The organism is Lichenicola sp. (genome assembly GCF_965198575.1).
Lineage (GTDB): Bacteria > Pseudomonadota > Alphaproteobacteria > Acetobacterales > Acetobacteraceae > Lichenicola.
Window position 1 is genome coordinate 3,835,335 of the sequence record NZ_OZ240671.1, and the last position, 17,214, is coordinate 3,852,548.

General features: G+C 60.6%; 11 protein-coding genes, 1 tRNA gene and 4 pseudogenes. 9 read left to right on the forward strand and 7 right to left on the reverse strand.

Going from position 1 to position 17,214, the window contains the following annotated elements; translation table 11 throughout:
- The first annotated feature begins 68 nt into the window (after positions 1-68).
- The 6 genes and pseudogenes from ACOEQ2_RS17355 (at position 69) to ACOEQ2_RS17380 (ending at position 3,878) form a co-directional block, all read left to right on the forward strand.
- The gene (locus ACOEQ2_RS17355) at positions 69-383 is read left to right on the forward strand and encodes an integration host factor subunit alpha (protein WP_419729195.1); all 315 of its coding nucleotides are present in this window, start codon (positions 69-71) and stop codon (positions 381-383) included.
- On the forward strand, positions 380-1,021 hold the full coding sequence (locus ACOEQ2_RS17360; protein WP_419729196.1) for a MerR family transcriptional regulator: 642 nt from the start codon (positions 380-382) through the stop codon (positions 1,019-1,021). The genes ACOEQ2_RS17355 and ACOEQ2_RS17360 overlap by 4 nt, the downstream gene beginning before the upstream one ends.
- Positions 1,022-1,085: 64 nt before the next feature.
- Positions 1,086-1,162, forward strand: a tRNA-Pro gene (locus ACOEQ2_RS17365).
- A 770-nt stretch (positions 1,163-1,932) separates the two neighbouring features.
- Positions 1,933-2,247 (forward strand): annotated as a pseudogene (locus ACOEQ2_RS17370) (trigger factor); the annotation flags it as partial.
- A 327-nt stretch (positions 2,248-2,574) separates the two neighbouring features.
- Positions 2,575-2,874: a hypothetical protein gene (locus tag ACOEQ2_RS17375; protein WP_419729197.1), complete on the forward strand. Its 300-nt coding sequence runs from the start codon at positions 2,575-2,577 to the stop codon at positions 2,872-2,874.
- A gap of 282 nt (positions 2,875-3,156) precedes the next feature.
- Positions 3,157-3,878 (forward strand): annotated as a pseudogene (locus ACOEQ2_RS17380) (IS5 family transposase).
- A 280-nt stretch (positions 3,879-4,158) separates the two neighbouring features.
- Here ACOEQ2_RS17380 and ACOEQ2_RS17385 read toward each other — a convergent pair.
- The 5 genes from ACOEQ2_RS17385 to ACOEQ2_RS17405 all read right to left on the reverse strand — a co-directional run bounded on the left by ACOEQ2_RS17385 (position 4,159) and on the right by ACOEQ2_RS17405 (position 12,199).
- The gene (locus ACOEQ2_RS17385) at positions 4,159-4,752 is read right to left on the reverse strand and encodes a hypothetical protein (RefSeq protein WP_419729198.1); all 594 of its coding nucleotides are present in this window, start codon (positions 4,750-4,752) and stop codon (positions 4,159-4,161) included.
- A gap of 111 nt (positions 4,753-4,863) precedes the next feature.
- A complete protein-coding gene (locus ACOEQ2_RS17390; protein WP_419729199.1) occupies positions 4,864-6,921 on the reverse strand; it encodes an AIPR family protein in 2,058 nt (685 codons plus the stop codon).
- Positions 6,918-7,922 (reverse strand): PD-(D/E)XK motif protein, encoded by a 1,005-nt coding sequence (locus ACOEQ2_RS17395; RefSeq protein WP_419729200.1) that lies wholly within the window; start codon positions 7,920-7,922, stop codon positions 6,918-6,920. The genes ACOEQ2_RS17390 and ACOEQ2_RS17395 overlap by 4 nt, the downstream gene beginning before the upstream one ends.
- Entirely contained in the window at positions 7,919-10,684 is a 2,766-nt protein-coding gene (locus tag ACOEQ2_RS17400; protein ID WP_419729201.1) for a Z1 domain-containing protein, read from the reverse strand. Before ACOEQ2_RS17400 ends, ACOEQ2_RS17395 begins: the two co-directional genes overlap by 4 nt.
- 24 nt (positions 10,685-10,708) lie before the next feature.
- The gene (locus tag ACOEQ2_RS17405) at positions 10,709-12,199 is read right to left on the reverse strand and encodes an ATP-binding protein (protein WP_419729202.1); all 1,491 of its coding nucleotides are present in this window, start codon (positions 12,197-12,199) and stop codon (positions 10,709-10,711) included.
- A 110-nt stretch (positions 12,200-12,309) separates the two neighbouring features.
- Between ACOEQ2_RS17405 and ACOEQ2_RS17410 the strand changes: the two genes are divergently transcribed.
- Positions 12,310-12,681, forward strand: a complete 372-nt coding sequence (locus ACOEQ2_RS17410; protein ID WP_419729203.1) for a very short patch repair endonuclease — start codon at positions 12,310-12,312, stop codon at positions 12,679-12,681.
- 43 nt (positions 12,682-12,724) lie between these two features.
- The gene (locus ACOEQ2_RS17415; RefSeq protein WP_419729204.1) at positions 12,725-13,750 is read left to right on the forward strand and encodes a DNA cytosine methyltransferase; all 1,026 of its coding nucleotides are present in this window, start codon (positions 12,725-12,727) and stop codon (positions 13,748-13,750) included.
- A 165-nt stretch (positions 13,751-13,915) separates the two neighbouring features.
- On the opposite strand, the gene ACOEQ2_RS17420 is transcribed toward ACOEQ2_RS17415, so the two are convergent.
- The gene (locus tag ACOEQ2_RS17420; protein WP_419729205.1) at positions 13,916-14,536 is read right to left on the reverse strand and encodes a hypothetical protein; all 621 of its coding nucleotides are present in this window, start codon (positions 14,534-14,536) and stop codon (positions 13,916-13,918) included.
- A gap of 433 nt (positions 14,537-14,969) precedes the next feature.
- Here ACOEQ2_RS17420 and ACOEQ2_RS17425 point away from each other — a divergent pair.
- Positions 14,970-16,117 (forward strand): annotated as a pseudogene (locus ACOEQ2_RS17425) (IS3 family transposase).
- Here ACOEQ2_RS17425 and ACOEQ2_RS17430 read toward each other — a convergent pair.
- Positions 16,109-17,168: pseudogene (locus ACOEQ2_RS17430) on the reverse strand (IS110 family transposase). The pseudogenes ACOEQ2_RS17425 and ACOEQ2_RS17430 overlap by 9 nt on opposite strands.
- Positions 17,169-17,214 lie beyond the last annotated feature (46 nt).

Here is a 17,214-nt window from a genome sequence, read left to right on the forward strand (position 1 = left end):
CGCCTTGTCATGCGGAACAGCTAGCTCGTTGGTTTGACGGCACTTGCCCCCATGCTTACGGTCTGTCCATGAGCACCGTGACGAGAGCCAGCCTCGCCGAGCATATCTACACCCAGGTCGGTCTGTCCCGGAACGAGTCCGCCGCCTTGCTGGAGGCCGTGCTCGAGCGCGTCGCCGCCACCTTGCAGGCGGGCAGCCCGGTCAAGATCAGCGGCTTCGGGACCTTCTCGGTGCGGCAGAAGGGCCGGCGCGTCGGTCGCAATCCCAAGACCGGCCTCGAGGTGCCGATCCTGCCGCGCTCGGTGCTGGTGTTCCGCCCGAGCCAGGTGCTGAAGGCGCGGGTCAATGGCCAGGAACCGACCGGCGAGGATGACGCCGCATGACGCGCGCACCGGAATGGCTGCCGACGGCCGCCGCTGACGCGGATGCCGACGCAACGCCGGAATTCGAATTCGAGCGGGACGAGGCGGAGTCCGGCACCGCGCAGCACGAGCACCAGGATCGCTCGGCACGGCTGAAGAAGAGCCCCTCAGCTTTCCGGACAATCAGCGAGGTAGCCGACGATCTTCACATTCCGCAGCATGTGCTGCGGTTCTGGGAGACGCGGTTCCCGCAGGTGAAGCCTCTCAAGCGCGGGGGCGGTCGGCGCTATTACCGGCCGGACGACATCGCCCTGCTGCGGCGGATCTCAGACCTGCTCTACATCCAGGGCTACACCATCAAGGGTGTTCAGCGACTGCTGCGCGAGGGCGACGGCACCCTGTCCGGTGACCTGCCGCCGCCGGACGTCGCCGACCGTGGCGATGAGATCGATGTGGCGGCGGGCGCCGCTGGATCGGAGGGTCCGGAGGCGCATGAGGCGCTCCACCCGGAGGTCCTGCACGCCTCGATCGATCCTGTGCAGGACGCGGGGGGAGCGGTGCAGCTGCAGGAGTTGCAGGAGGAAGTCCGGCGCCTGCGGATGGCGCTGGACAGCGTACTCGGTGGCCTGCTGGAGTTGCGTGGTCACCTGCCGGTTTGAGGCGCATTGCCGAGTGCCGGTCGGCCTGCTACATCCCGCCAGCCGAATGGCCGCCGCAAGGTGACGGGCAGTAGCGCAGCCTGGTAGCGCATCAGTCTGGGGGACTGGGGGTCGTGGGTTCGAATCCCGCCTGCCCGACCAAAACACCCTGAAAATTACAGCATCTTGTGAGCGCGGCCTGAGAGCTGCTCCCCCAAGAAGCTTCGGGGTAGCTCCCTGGGTAGCAAGAGGCGTCTGGGGGTCCCCGTCGTCCGTGAGGCAACAGCACCTGGAGCAACGGCACGCAGGGTGGCACGGACAGATTCGTCTTGCCGAGGCGTCCCCTCTCTACGACCGCATGCTCCAGCTACGCGTCCGCCGCGCTGCATCGTCTGCAAGCCTTCGAGCAAGCGACATTTTAGGCTAGTACACCTCACGGTCCGCAGGGATGGCGCTGCAGTGCTTCATGAGCCCTTAACTCAAAAAGGTCGGCTCGGAGCCGTCGTGACCCTCGGCATCATATCGTTGTCGCCGCGGCATCTACCGCCTCCTCTCAAGCCTCGATGTCCTGAGCGTTGGTCAAGCGCGCGGAGGTGGCGAGTGTCGCGGCTGCTGCAGTGGTGGGTAGGAGCGTCGCCATGATGCCCTATGCCTCACAGGACCTGCGCAACGTAGACTCGTCTATACTTGGCCACTGCCAGTATGCTCCTCACCTCCGGGGGGTGCTGGACACGACTAAGCAGGCCGGTGCCCCCATCTGCTAAGCTGCTAATACGAAGAGCATTTTCGGGATTCTGTGCACTTGAGGAAGGTCCTAAACCGGCACGATGCGGAGCCACCTACACGGAAGTTTGCGCGCAGCGCCCGAGCACCTGTCTGACGGTATGCTCCACGCCCCGCGGATGTAGTCCCACTCCCCACCATCCGGGGCGACGCTGCGGTCCGACTACCGCCGGATTGCCGAGCGCCGGGTGAAGCTGGGACTGCTGCTCGCCGAGATCGGCCGCACCAACGGCGTGACCGTGACATCCGACGAAATGGTCAGGGCGATGCGCGCCGAAGCCAGCCGGTATCCGGGGCAGGAGGCGCAGGTCATCGACTTCTTCCGGCAGAACCCCCAGGCGGCGGAAACGCTGCGTGGGCCGATCTTCGAGAACAAGGTCGTCGACTACGTGCTCGAGCTGGCCAAGGTCGAGGAGAAGGTCGTGACCCCCGAGGAGCTGGCCGAGATCCCGCCGGCCAAGTGAAATGCGCGTGCCGAAGCACCTCTGGCAGGCCCTGGGTCGGTTCTCGTGCTGGGTTGAACCCACGTTGATCACCGAGTGGTTGCGCCTGATGCGGAACTACGCCGCGTCGCAGGAGCGTTTGCTTGACGAAAGCTCCCTTGCGACCGCCATGACCTGGGCCGAACCGAGCCGCGACGGCGCTCTGCCGCGGTCGATCGCTCTCAAACTACTGGCGGGCGGCCACTCGCTATACTGCGTCTGGAGCGGGCAGCGTCTGGAGCCGAGCTCGCTCGATATAGACCATTGCCTACCCTGGTCGGCTTGGCCTGCGCTGACCTATGGAACCTCATGCCTGCACATCGCTCTATCAATCAGCACGTCAAACGCGACCGCTTGCCGAGCAACGAGCGGCTGCAGGCGGCTTCCGGCCCGATCCAGGCGTGGTGGGACACGGCGTATTCTCAAAGTGACGTTCTACCGCAGCGTTTCGTTCAGGAGGCACGGGCGAGCTTGCCCGGACTGAAAGAGGAGGTACAGGGGGCTCATGGCGCCGATCGATCATCTTCATTGTCTGGTGTGTTTGCGGCGCTCCAGCTTCAGCAGCTACGCCTGCGGCATGATCAGCAGGTTCCGGAGTGGTCGAGCTGAACTATGCTAGGTTGGCGAATAGCTGCTCGAGCCGGCTTGAAGGGCGGACCACTGGGCACAGGAAAACTTGCGTGTGGGCTACTACCAGCAGGGATTATCCTGGATTCAGCTTACGACGTTTCCGCCGGGTCAAGCGTTGTCTGCTCTGAAGTCACTGCGGAGGAAGAGGGAATTCATCTTCCGTAACCTCGGCCCAGGTCCCTTCACACGGCTCAATAGGGTGTGGTTCTGGAGGCATTGGATGTGTCCGATGTCCAAGTTGCCGTTGCTGACCGAGGGCAGATGCGCCGGATCGCGCCGTTTTTCCCTATCTCGCAAGGGCTGCGGCGGGTCGATGATCGGTGCGTCGTCAGTGGCATCATCTACGTGATCCGCAACGGGCTGCAGTGGAAGGACGCGCCGCGCGGCTACGGCCAGCGCAAGACGCTCTACAATCGTTTCATGCGCTGGGGCCGGCTCGGCGTATTCGACCGTACTTTCAATGCCCTGGTAGCGCAGGCCGGGGTGCTCGAACGGCTGATGATCGACAGCACACACCTCAAGGCGTACCGGACGGCGGCCAGCCTGGAAAAAAGGGGATGCTCCACGCTGAATCGGACGCACTCGCGGCGGGCTAGACTCTAAACTTCGTGCGTTGTGCGAAGAGAGACGTCGGTTCGTCCGCCTGCTGCTGACAGCAGGCCAGACCAGCGACCACAAGGGTGGTGCCACGCTCCTCCCGGCCCTCCGCGCGAACCGCTTGGCGATCGCGGCTATGACATCAACCGCTTCCGCACCGACCTCCTGCGGCGCGGGATCTAGTCTAGCCCTGCATCGCATCGACCAGAAGCCGGAAGATTGCATTACCGCACCACGAGACGCTCTACCGGCAGCGGCACCGCATCGAGAACGTCGTTGGCCGCCTTGGGGACTGGCGCCGCATCGCCACCCGTTACGACCGATCCGCCCACACCTTCTTCTCGTTCATCGGCATCGTAGCAACCGTCATCTTCTGGCTGTCGTAGTGAGTCCTGATCCTGGCAATGGTCACGGCCGCCATCGTGTTGTGGAACACTGTATACCTGGACCGGGCGCTTACCGCGGCCGCGGCTACCAAATCCCGGATGCCCTGCTCGCCCACCTCGCCCCGCTGGACGGGCAGCACAGCAATCTTAACAAAGGTCACCCCTGGAACGCCGCCAGTGACTTGGCCCGGACAGGTTTAGGCTTCTGCGCGGCATCACGACCGAGCGGATCGCAGCCCTATGGCATACCCCCTAGCCGGGCAGTAGAGACTCACCATTATCATTCTATCTCGCGTCTTGCGGCATCGAAAGCAGCATTAACCTCTGCCATTTGCGTCGAGACCATAGAATGAAGATCAGGGTGATGCTTCCGCGCAAGATCGTTACGCCGCATTTTTAAGACTTTCAGGTCTACAGGTTCGTCTCTTTTGAACCCGAGTACCTCACGCCAGTCACGCTCACCGGGTGTACACAGTCGTAGAACGTTCACTGAGTAAATTTGATCCAAAGACATAACACCGTGGCGAGCAATGGTCCGAGTCGCTTCGATGTGGTCAGCTATAGCAGAAATGTTATTTGTAACTGTCTTGTACCTGCTACTTGGAAGCGCGGTCCACTCATCATTCCGAAGAAAATAAATAACAACCTCGGAATCAGCGATATTATTTATGTTCTGGTTCAAGGCGGGCGATCCCGCCTTCGTAATTCGAAGGTTGGACGACAGGTATAACTCTTCGCCTCCGATTGCAGCTACCGCTCTAGCGATCGTCTCCAACGCCTGCATGAGATCGATTGTGCTTCCGCGCCGGCCGATGCGTTGATCGACAGGTACGAGTTCAACGCCCTCTGGCCAGGATATTGAGCCAAAGTCCATGTTAAATCCTTTGCAGCAGATTGTTACTTAGTGAAGCCTGAGATCAGAAATACAGGTGCAGAGCCCATCACTTCGACGCGGTGCTGGCCTGCTGGGGTATCAACCGTCTCCCTAGCAGTCACGTTGCTGGTAGGCCTTGTTGGCTTCCAGGGCCCACTTTGCCTGTTTAGCTGATGGACTCTTCTCCCAGCTACCGATCGCCAGCTCCGCCATTGACCGTGCAATCCCCACCAGAGTGTAGTTAATCGCCTTGGACTTCTGCCCCCACGAAGCAATTTCAAGCCAAGTTTGAGCGTGGATCGCGCGCGTTTCGTTAATCTTTGCAAGATCAACTGCGGTCAACACTGTCTCAGTCTTTGCGGATCTGCCAGACTCAGAGCCTCGGGAAGACTTATTCTGTCCCGTAAGCTCAGGCGGCAGCGGATTGTGCAGCTCCGGTGCAAGGTTGCAGATTGCTTCCCACGTCTCTGGACGTTTAGCCGCTTCAGTCGGCATCCGGGCGCCTGCTGTATCACGCAAAAGAACGTCGATTCTGTGAGACCAAGTCTTTAGCATTGCCGTCAGTTCTGGCGAAACAGCCTGACGCTGCCAGATTCTGTCGAAGTCGATCCTGCCGCCGGTCTGCCAGGAAAGGCACGCAATCGTGTAGGCTATAATGTTCGCCTGATAGGCAGGAAACTTCCCATCGCGAACGATTTTAACGGTCGCCTTAAAGACGATCCCAATCGCGACCAGTTTCCTGAACCATTCCTCGTCGAGCAGCTTGACATCAAGTTTGGCATCGCGCTGGCGCTGCATAAACAGCTGGAAGTTTTTCTGATTGCCATAACTAACTTGGTCGGGATGGCCCTCCCAGGCATTCAGGTATTTCGCTAGGTCCGTCTTAGCGAACCGCCGCTCCTTCGGTGTTTCCTTCGCGAACGCTTTTTTGGAAGCCGCGCGGGCAGATGCCCTTGCCTCCTGAGCGCCGTAAGTACCGCGGGCACGCTCGTAGAACCAGCGACCGGTCCCGTCTGACAGCCAGACATTGTTAGCCAGATGCTCGACACGGACGTGGAATGGATCGTTTGCCGAGAAATCTGCAGGCTGGACTGTGTTCTGGCTGTTCGCAGATTTCGATATGGCTACGACCATCCGGGACAGGTCGTCGGGCGGGACTACGATGATCTTTGCCGGCACCAGTACTGCATGGAGCTTCTGGCCGTCGATGCGGCGCGCCCGATGGATCGACGCGGTTGTCTGACCCCCGTTCACGATCTGCATGCCCTGCAGTCTAATGATCCGGGGCATTCCGGCCGTTGTGTCAATTTCGATACGATCGACGGTTGCTACGATTCCGTTGTTGAAAGCGAGAAAGTTTGCCGGCTCATCTTTGAGGGTCGCCCGGAGCCCCGCATTGACGCTCTTGCGGCCCGATACGCCAAGGAAGGCGCGGACGTTCAGTTCAAGCAGTCTCGTGCCGTAGCGTTCATAGGCATCAGCAAGAGCGGCACCAGGCAAGGCTACGAGATAGCCCCGGTAGGATCCGTCGACGGCCGGCGCCGGAAGGCAGGGGACGCCCCCGGTGGCGTAATCCATAAGATCCACCACGATGTCTTCCCGCGAGACCCCTTCTCCCAGCACCCGAAAGAGGCGCTCAATGCCATAAAGCTCGTAGGTGATCCGAGTCTTGTCAGCGACCAGATCATCGAGGCTTCGGGAGCCCACCAAACCATCCGAGAGAACTAACACCCGGATGAAACTGATCCGGTCACGAAGTTCATAGATCTTTCGAGCCAGCTCGCTCGCATCGGTGAGGGAAGGCTCGATCTTCTCGTGGAGACCGCGGGTGCTGCATGTGAAGAACCGGACAGCCCGGTCAGCGGCTACTCGGATCTCATCGACGGGGATCGCCTGCGGCGGGCTCTGGTCCTTGTAGATGGTCGTGACCAGAACGAGCCGGCCCTCCTCCTCATCAAGACTGAAGCCAGTGATCTTGTATTTTGTGTTGCCGAAGCTGCCCTCCTGATCAAGCGGAGTAGGATTCTCGATCACGCCTTCTTCGGCGAGCCTATCGAGGACGATGCGCGTGAATTCAGGCTGCGAGTATGGTTCGCCGCCGAGAACGGCCTCCTCGACTTCAGCCCGCAACTCGCTGGCGAACGTAATCAGGCCCTCTTCCACCATCATAGCATCTCCAACGGCGCTAGAACGGCCAGCGCCTGGGCGGCCTCGACTCTGTAAGGCTGAAGCGCCCCGACACGAAGTTGGTATCGGGCCTCAGCCACGCCGATGCTGACGTCACTTCTTAGGATACGGGGGAAGCCGTCCACGACCCTGTAGTAGGACGTTGAGGCGACTCGGAACGCCGTTTCGGCAATGACGTCGCTTTCGAGGAAGCCCGCCGCCAGAAGCTTTCGCTCAAATTCGGCAAGCGCAGTCGGGTCCTGTGCCGATATCGCCGACCTTACAAACTGCACCAAGTCCCGTAGGGACCGGCCGGCAGGGTCAATGGTCATGGTTACATGGACCAGCACGAGCGCGGAAAGACCTGCATCGTCCAGCTGGTCCAGACCGTTAATCCAGACTGAAGACCCCGCTCCAGCTGAAGCCTTTACCTCCCAGGCTCCGCCACTGGACGTGATATCGTGAATCCCGTCGTCCGGACCGGTCCAGGTAGTAATAGCTGTCCGCCATTCCAATTCTTCCGCCACACCTGTCAGGCAGCACAATTCTCCGAAAAGGCCCCGCATAGCCTCGTCCGTCAGGCCGCCACGCCGTCGAAGGGACGCCATCCAGGTAGCCATGCGACGAGCCAGTGCGCTCAAAGAACCGGTAGCTGTAACCTCGCCTTCAGCCACATCAATGAGATCAGCACAAAGAGCTTCAAACGGCCCGACAAAGGCAGCGCCCTCAAGGCTTGCGATGAGGCGAAAAACTCCTTCGCCTGCAGCGCGATCTTCGCTGAGCCCGATGCCCTCGCCAGTGAAGCTTGTCCTGGCTCTTGGAGCCAGTCCAATCGGGCCTTCAAACACGAGCGACCATGCATCATCGTCTGCCCGCAAAGCTGCAAGGATCGATACTGGCGCGGTGCTGCGGACACGTTGTGCCCGGTAATCATGGTCACCCTGGGGCAGCCGTCCCAGGGTGGTCCACAGTATACGAAGCTCCTCGTTGCGCGGATTACTCACTGGATTTGAAGCTCGAGCCGTGAAAGCACCGAGTTGTACCGGTAAGTCACAGGGCGGGCGGTTTTTGACGCAGGGAAGCTTACCACCAAGCCGACAATCGGCACGTCGATGCTGAGGCCGGCTTCTTCGGGTGAAAGCGGGTAGATCAGCAGAAGGCCGCGTTCAGGATGTCCATCGATGCCTGTGGCGGGATTACCCAGACCGCGGATGTGACGGATTTCCTGGCCGCCCGGGATCTCGGCGCCTCCGAGTCCCTTGCTGATCCGCTTTGTATTCGTGATGGCGAGGGCGGCCTTGAATTGAGTGTCATCTAGATCAACCGCCTCGTCGCGGGGACTCAGGATCGTCTGGATGATGTGACGCCCGGCCTTGACGCGGCCGCCAACAGGCGCGCGCCTGACAGTCTTGATCTCCCGGGGACCGACCTTGAGCTTCGGTCCCTCGCCAGCCCGCAAAGAGATCGTCCAGTCGGTCAGTTCAGCGTGCTCAAACTGCGCCCTGATGTACTGAGCAAGGCGCAGACCGTTTACGTTGTAGGACTCCGCAGGGAAAAACATGCCGGCCAGGCAGGATGCGACGAGGGCGCCATCAACGCCTGTCCAGACCGCGTCCCCGGCGAGGCCTGTCGAGGCTGGCTCGCCTGCGTCTACCAGAAGGGAAGCGATCGCGTCAGCGTTTTGTTTGATCCGCGCAGAATCCGTACTGAATACGGTCTGATTTTTACCTTCACCCGCGAAGGTCACCTGTACCTCCTCGGCATAGCGCATCTTGTTCTGAGCCGTGACCAGCAGAAGATCGTGGGACTGGATCTTGAGGCCGTAATCCTTCGGTGTAGAGCCGAGAGCTGCCATGTGATCCAGCTGCTCCCGCAGGTCCTCCGCAGCTTTAGCAACGTGCCGGAACCACTCGATCATATCGTCTGTGGTGTAGAGCCGGCAGAGGTCGACGTAGCCCGGACGGTATCCGAACCAACGCCCCATCTGCATCAGGCTGTCATAAGCCAAAGACTGGCGGAGAAAGTAGCTTACGCTGAGACCCTCAAGTGTCAGGCCTCGGGAAAGCTTATCGCCGCCGATCGCGATGACGTTCAGCCCGTGGTCCTTCGCCGCTTCGTAGTCCAGCGGCTCCGAGATCTGGCTGTTGACAAGTCTTGGAACGATTTTCTCGACCGCCGCCGCCAGCTCGGGCTCCACAGCGTTCCAGTTCAGCGGGGTGGCGTCCCGGCCATACGCCGTATCAGCTACCAGAGTCGTAGTCGGTTCGAAGTCGTCCTCCCAAAGACGCTTCATCCGCTCGATCAGCGCATCCGTGCCGGTGCGATACCGCAGCTGACGGGCGACATCCTTAAACCAAGTGTCGACCTCGCCGTGGACGAGAAGCTGAACGGCAGTAAAGCGAGATACATGGATCAGCATGGAATTATGAGCCGTCGGATTACCGCGGGCCCGCCGCGCGGCACACACAAGAATGAAGGCCAGAATGGCGTCCTCAAGTGATGGCGGAATACGACGTTCGTTCCCGAAAAGCGGCAAGAAGTCACTCCTGTGGGGCGCGGCAATCCAGCCTTCGACTACCTGATCAACCGGGCGAGTCAGTGGCAGGGGCGGCGGAACCTCGCCGCTGGTATCCCCGTTGATGCCGAACAGCGCGGCCGGCCCGATGTAATTGCTTGGAGCCGACAGGTTCACGATAAAGCTCTTGGGGAAGAGATCAGCGCCGAACCGCTCCGCCGTGCGCTCGTCGTGGATGAGGATGTTTGCAAAGGGCGTCGCGGTGTAGGCGACGTAGGCAGACCGGTCGAAGGCATCGAGCAGGGCGCGAATCTGGCCGTTGATGCGGGTCGGTTCGTAGTCCGGGTCCGGAACGCCGTCATCAAAGTCCTGGTCGCCAGTATCGACCGATGCCTGATCAGCCTCGTCATCGATCACTAGGAGGGGAACGGTCCGGGTGTCACCACGTCTTACAAGAAAATCCCGAACCCATGTATTGAGATTACGTAGTACGCTGCCGTTCTTTTTGATTACGAGGAGTAGGGCATGCTCGCCCGGGCCGGTGCCCTGGGCTTCGACGCGGTTGCGATTAAAGTCTCCGTTGATTGCCTGATTCGTGATGAAGTCGGCATGCAGGTTCTGATTGATGTGACCTACGCCGATCGTCTCCCGTGGAGTGCCGTCTGGCACGGGCAGCGTCGAAAAGCCCAAAAAGTCGCGGTCGAGCCGCTGCTGAGTTTGTTTACGCAGCGCGTTATGCATGCCGGCCAGAACGACGATCAGCCGATAGCCTGAGTCCGCAGCTTTACAGATCAGTCCGGTATAGTTGGCCGTCTTGCCGCTCTGAACGTGGCCGACCACGAGGCCGCGGCGGTCCCAGGGACCGGTCCGCTGCGGATCCTCGAGCTGCTCGAGGATCTGATCAGTTGCGTCACCAAGCCCGTCCACGGCCGCGGTGCCCCAGCCTTCATAGTCAATCAGGTAATCATGGTATCTGCGAAAAAACGGACCGGTGCGCTGCCGCTCTCCGAAGTACCAGCGGACATGCCCTGTCTCATCAACCAATTTAGTCGTGCGCCCGATCGTAACGGCCGTACGGGCCTCAAGTTCAACGAGCGCGCTTACCCGGTTGAATTTCCCGGCGGCGCCCAGAAAGTCGGCGGCGTCGTCGATAGCCTTCGAAAGATCGGCGCGATCATAGGGCCCAATGGCCTGACGCGATTTCAGACGTCGCTGAGCGACTGAAATTACCTCACCTGCTGAGTCTTCCAAGCATCCGTCCCTTCAAATATGCCATTAGAGGTTTAATGCCAGCATCTCAGCAAAGCCAGGGATTGTGTCGTATGGATCAAGGCGTGACACCTTCTCAGCCGCGGCTGTCTTCGAAAGGCCCTTGCGCATCAGCATGGCGCCCAGCCCACGTGCGGCCTCGGCCAGATCAGGGTCGATACCGGAGATCTGATTAGCCTGGATACTCCCTGGCTTCTCGGTCACGTCAAGCCAGATGCGGTCGACAGGGACCGTGCGCTCCGTCAGGGTCAGCAGGCTGTTGAAAGCTGCACGCTCTGCGGCATCGGTAGGTGTTGCCGCGACCACAGCGGGGTGAGTGCGCCGGATGCGATAGCCGACACGATCGGATGTCTTGGCCGGCTCCCATATCCGCTCTATTTCCTCGCTCTTCGATCTTGGACCATAGCTGCCCCGATGGACAAACACTTCGCGGGCGTTGCTGCGGATGTCCTCCGCGATCATGCTCAGACGCTGACGTAATGAGGCTGGAGGTCGCGCGACGGATTTTTTAACGTCGATATTCCAGTCCTGATCGACCGTATTTGGGATGTCGACGCGGATGCGGCCAAGTCGGCTCGACTCTTCCCGGGTCCACACTCTAGATCCACCCAGCCCCAGCCACCCACCGCCCGCCAGGAGGCGTTTGTTGCGATAGATGTAAAAGCCCTGCTGCGCGTTCCATCCTGCCGGTCCGCCTGCAGCAAGGTATTCCCCTTCATCCCTGAAGCGGTCGCGATGGGGCAGGGTGAAGCCCCGAACCATAACGCGTTCGGTGCCGCTCCCGAGCGCCTGTTCCGGCCGCCGGCGGGTAGACGGGTGGTTCTCCAGGAACGGATCCCACGCCACAACTTTCTGGCCGTTCAGTCTGATGGTCAGCTGGCGGGCATCACCGTTAAGGAACCGGTGAAACACAAGTGCAAGGTGTTTTTCAAGGGCTCCGATACCCTCAAGAAAACCAGGGTGGCCAATGACGTCGTCTCGGCGGCCGAAATCGACCAGCTCCCAGATTACAAGGGTCCCGGCCGGCCGGCTGGAAAGAGCCTTGAGGCAGGCCTCGGATCCCGGAGCAGCCCCTTCAAGTAGTTCCCAGGCGTCCGACACATCGCGGATATAGTCGAGATCCCACCTCAGCACCGAGCACCGCCCAGCCTGCAGGCTGGCAACAGTCAGTCTGCGGCATTGCGAGAGAGAGGCGGTCTTCAGGCCCAGCCCAAACCGACCCAGATCTGCAGCATCCCGGATTTGGTGGGGACCGGCGCCTCCGAATCTCATCGCCAGCTCGAGCTCCGAGTCGGTCATTCCACGACCGTTGTCGAGGATCGAGATCCTGGGTACACCGCCACCCCACTCAAAGGTGACCTCGACAACCGCGGCGCCGGCCGTAATGCTGTTGTCGATCAGATCCGCAATCGCTGTCTTCAGGGAGTAGCCGATACCCCGAAGTGATCCGATCAGGGCGGCGGCGGAAGGTGAGACGATTCGGGATGGTGCACGCACCAGCAGACCCCCCAGAGGTAAAGCACAGCGTTATCGTTACCATGGAGGGGTCAGCCGACAACCTTCTGGTTCGACGAGACGTCCATACTCTGGCGCAGCGATCTTTCAACATGTCCCGCATTCGAGGAAAGGACACTAAGCCTGAACTCGCTCTTGCTGAGCGTATGGCACTGAAGGGCTGGGTATGGGAAAGCCATACCCGGGACCTGCCCGGCCGCCCGGACTTCGTCTTCCGGGAACAAAAAGTCGCAATCTTCGTGGACGGGGACTTCTGGCACGGCTGGCAGTTCTCTACCTGGAGCCACAAGCTCTCGGCGGCGTGGAAAACCAAGATATCTGCAAACCGCCTGCGGGACCGCCGCAACCGCCGGGCGCTACGCGCTCTTGGCTACCGCGTTATCAGGGTCTGGGAACACCAGCTGAAACGCGACGCCACCCGGTGCGTCCGACGTATTGCCGTGGCACTTCGGGAGGCGGCCTGACGGTACGGCCTGGCTTTTCGCCAGGGGCGTGCTAGATAGCCTCATGGGATTTACTTATCTAGATATGTTCTGCGGCGGAGGGGGCTCGAGTGAGGGCGCCCGGCTGGCCGGTGGAACCTTGGTCGGCGCTGTCGATGCCTGGGACATTGCTTCTCAGACTCTCAGCGACAATTTTTCGTGTGAGGCTATCCGGACCTGGCGGATGTGCCCCAATAGCAAGCCGCTTTCGACTTTTCCGAAACACGTTGATCTGCTGCTGGCATCGCCGGAATGTACTAATCACAGTCCGGCCAAGGGATCTGCACTGCGGTGCGAGGATAGCAAAAACACCGCTAACTACGTGCTGAATTATGCACGCGGCCTCAACCCCCGCTGGCTTGTGATCGAGAACGTGATCCAGATGCAGGACTGGGCTGGTTACAGGCAGCTTTTCGCCGGCCTTGAGCATCTGGGCTATAACATTGAACCACAGGTCCTGAATGCGGCCGATTTTGGCGTGCCGCAAAGTCGCAAGCGCCTGTTTATGATGTGCGATAAGAAGCAGCAGCCAAAACGGCTTGTGGTTCCGGAAGAAAACTGTCGCCGTCCGGCACGCGATATTGTGCAGCTTGACGGTCCGTGGGCCTCAACCGTTCTGGACAACGGTAGGCGGGCAAAAGCGACTCTTGCCCGCTTCCACCGCGGAGTGGCGGCTCTCGGCAGGAATATACCTTTTTTGATTGTCTACTACGGGTCGGACGGGGCAGGGGGCTGGCAGTCTCTCGACAAGCCGATCCGGACGGTCACCACCATTGACCGGTTCGGGCTTGTGACCTGGAAAGGCGGCGTGGCTCACCTGCGAATGCTTCAGGTCGACGAGCTGAAGGCCGCAATGGGATTCCGCTCGGACTACAAACTCGGAAGAGGCAACAGGCGCGACCGTATTCGGCTTCTTGGTAATGGTGTGTGCCCACCTATGATGCGCAGAGTCATTGAATCTTTGAGATCACCCCAGTCTGTGGTGCAAGACGCGCTCCCTGACCGCTACAATCGTCGCAGCGACCCCTGCCCAGTGCCTATGTACGCTTAGTCCTGAAGGCGATCCACAACCGCATGATCTCCTGCGTTCAGCATATGCGCCTCCGGGCTGGATGTAGCCTCTGGCGCGAGACTACCTCACGTTACGCTACAACTTCGTCCTGGTTGTGGCGCTCGATACCACTAGCCCTCACAGTCACCACTTACCCTTGCTGTTCTAGCCGGCAGTGTAGTGCATCGTATCCCGAGGCTTGCGTCCAACCAGCCAGGACGGATCAGGTAGTGTGTCGTCGTCTACTCTAATGATGAGCTTGTCTCGACGGCCGTTCTCGAGAATACAATCTGCCTGGATAAATCCCGGAATGAACGGTTCCACTGCAAAACACTCGGATATCACCGGCTGTCCCCGCCGCGAGAACGTCCCATTTACGATCAGCCCAAGCGCGTATGCGCGCTCGGCATCGATACTGTGCAACACACCGTCCTGTAGCTCATGCAAAACATACATGTCGCAGCGTGCATCACGGACCGCATAACCTAAGACCGGAAGATAGTCCCACCCGAGATCTGTCACGCTGCCGCGCCCTTCATCCCATCCTATCACCGGATGAGCCGCGACTGAGCCTGTTATGTCTGAGGCAAGCGGCAGGTCGACTGGATGGGCGACCATAGCAGCAGGCGGGGAAGATATGTGATTAGAACCCTCGAGTTCAGCTACATGCGACTCGTCCAGCTCGGTAATCTTCGACATATGACGCAGGGTGCCAATTTCCTGAATGAAGCCGGCAACGTCGAGGCAAACGCTGCGCCTGTCAAGGATATGGATGACAACGCCCACCGTCACTCTCCTTTGTGTCGAGACCCAAAACGTAGAGAAATTATTGCCAGGGATGACATTACCACCTCCCGCACCCTCTGATATGCCCTTTATCAAAGGATGGGAGGCGCACCCAGGATGACACACTCTTTTTTCAGGCTGACATCAACTCACGAGCTGCACATGCTGCTGGCCTGTCCGCTCTCGCCGCAATCCCATAGATTGCCACCCCTCGCGCCCAACCGTGCGTAGAAGTCTGTGACCGGCCAGCGGCAGCGCAGAATCGACTTATCACTAGCCACATCGGTTTCAACGGTCTCGCCAGGGTGGAAGACCTCGGTCAACCGGTGCACAGCGACTGGAGTACGCCCCTGCGGGTGGACGGTTTCAGGTGAGCTGCTGCCGGTTTCGTGGACACCGAGATTAGGGTGTTTCACGAGATTGGAGGGTGGAGATGGGACGGCGACAGTTCAGCCGGGAGTTCAAGCTGGAGGCGGTCCGGCTGGTCAAGGAGCGTGGTGTTTCGGTGGTGCAAGCCAGCCGGGATCTGGATGTGGGCGAGAACATCCTGCGGCGTTGGATCGAGGAACTCACCGCGGATCCTGGGCAAGCCTTTCCAGGTCAGGGCCAGATCAAGCCGGAGCAGCAGGAGATCGATCGGCTACGGCGTGAGGTCGCCAAGCTCAAGGCTGAGCGCGACATCCTAAAAAAAGCCGCGGCCTACTTCGCGAGGGAGTCGATATGAAGTTCGGCTTTGTCGCGAAACACCGAGGGATCTGGCCAGTGCGGTGGCTTTGCGACGCGCTCGGTGTCTCGCGCAGTGGTTTTCATGCCTGGCTGTCCCGGTCGCCCAGCATCCGGGCACGCAGCGATCAGCTTCCTGGTGTCAAGGTCAAGGCCAGCTTCGTCGGCAGCGACCGGACCTATGGCGCCCGGCGGGTCTGGCACGACGTGCTGGCCAAAGGGGCCGCATGCGGGTTGCACCGTGTCGAGCGGCTGATGCGGGAGCAGGCCTTGCGGGCACGGCCACGCCGTCGGGGTCTGCCCTTGGACAAGGGCACCCGGAACGAGACGGCGGACAACGTGCTGGACCGGCAGTTCGAGGCCGCGGCGCCGAACCAGAAGTGGATCGCCGACTTCACCTACATCTGGACCGCCGAGGGCTGGCTCTACGAGGCGGCCGTCATCGACCTGTTCTCACGCCGGGTGGTCGGCTGGTCGATGAGCGCCACCATGGCCGCCCAACTCGTCGCAGATGCATTGACAATGGCGATCTGGCGCCGCGGTAAGCCGGACGCGCTGCTGCACCACTCGGATCAGGGCAGCCAATACAGCAGTGAGCAGTTCCAGAAGCTGCTGGCCGACCATGGCGTCACCTGCAGCATGAGCCGGTCCGGCAATGTCTGGGACAACGCGGCGATGGAGAGCTTCTTCTCCTCGCTGAAAACCGAGCGGACAGCCTGCAAGGTGTATCGCACTCGGGACTAGGCCCGGGCCGATGTGTTCGACTACATCGAGCGGTTCTACAATCCGCGGCGACGCCACTCGACCAGCGGCTATCTCAGCCCTATGGAGTTCGAGCGGATCAAGGCGTCAGCTTAAGCTGCGTGTCCACAGAACCGGCAGCAGCTCAATCGTCGCAGCCCGCATCTCAAAGCGCTCTCCGCTGCGAAGCACCGCGCAGACGATCCGCGCCATTTTGGCCGCACGCGCCACCACCACGGTATTCGCTTGGGCACGGCTGATCAGACCACGCAGCCAGACACCTATAGGGGTTTCAGCCTTCGACAGCGTCGGCATGGCCGCGCGTGCCCCGTTGATCAGCATCTTGCGCAAATACACGTTGCCGCGCTTGGTGATACCAACCAGCTTCGGCTTGCCGCCCTTGGTCATCTGCCGGGGCACCAATCCCAGCCATGCTGCCGGGTCCCTGCCGCGCTGACACGTCTGCCCGCTGCTCATCGCGGCGACATGGGCGGTTGCGTTCAGCTGCCCGATGCCCGGGATCGTGGTCAGCAGTCTGGCTGCCGGGTCCGTGCGCGCCTGTAACGCGAACTCCTCATCGAAAGCCAGAATACGACGGTCGAGCTCGCGCCACTCCCTGCGCTGGTCTTCGATCAGCAGCCGGATCCGCGGGCTGATAGGGTGGACTCGGTTGCGAGCATGGTCTCAACCGCAACTTCCAGCTTGCGCCGCCCCTGGGGCACGATAACTCCGCGCTCCAGCAGGATGGCACGCATCTGGTTGATGAGCGCCGTCCGCTCGCCCACCAGCCGGTCTCTTGCGCGATGCAAGCTCTGCATATCGAGCTGCTCTTCACTCTTCAGCTCGATGAACCGCATGGTCGGTCGGGTCGCCGCCTCAGCGATCGCCTCGGCATCGCGATCATCGTTCTTCTGCGTTTTGACGTAAGGTCGCACATACTAAGGCGACATCAACCGTATCGAATGTCCCTGCTCATGCAGCCTGCGACCGAGGTGATGGGCTCCACAGCATGCCTCATAGCCATCACGCAGCTCGGCAAACCGGCCGCCAGCTTGACGACACTCTCCCGGTGCAGCCGCCGTCGCAGCACGACCCGCCCGTCCGCATCCAATCCCCCGACGCTGCAGCTGTTCTTGCCCAGGTCGATCCCCAACACCGCGATCAGCATCCACCAGCTCCTTCCTCCGGTTGCCCGTCAGCCTACCGCTTCAGGG

Coding starts and splice junctions, on each gene's coding strand:
- ACOEQ2_RS17355 (WP_419729195.1), top strand. CDS start 69: ATGAGCACCGTGACGAGAGCCAGCCTCGCCGAGCATATCTACACCCAG.
- ACOEQ2_RS17360 (WP_419729196.1), top strand. CDS start 380: ATGACGCGCGCACCGGAATGGCTGCCGACGGCCGCCGCTGACGCGGAT.
- ACOEQ2_RS17375 (WP_419729197.1), top strand. CDS start 2,575: ATGCCTGCACATCGCTCTATCAATCAGCACGTCAAACGCGACCGCTTG.
- ACOEQ2_RS17385 (WP_419729198.1), bottom strand. CDS start 4,752: ATGGACTTTGGCTCAATATCCTGGCCAGAGGGCGTTGAACTCGTACCT.
- ACOEQ2_RS17390 (WP_419729199.1), bottom strand. CDS start 6,921: ATGATGGTGGAAGAGGGCCTGATTACGTTCGCCAGCGAGTTGCGGGCT.
- ACOEQ2_RS17410 (WP_419729203.1), top strand. CDS start 12,310: ATGTCCCGCATTCGAGGAAAGGACACTAAGCCTGAACTCGCTCTTGCT.
- ACOEQ2_RS17415 (WP_419729204.1), top strand. CDS start 12,725: ATGGGATTTACTTATCTAGATATGTTCTGCGGCGGAGGGGGCTCGAGT.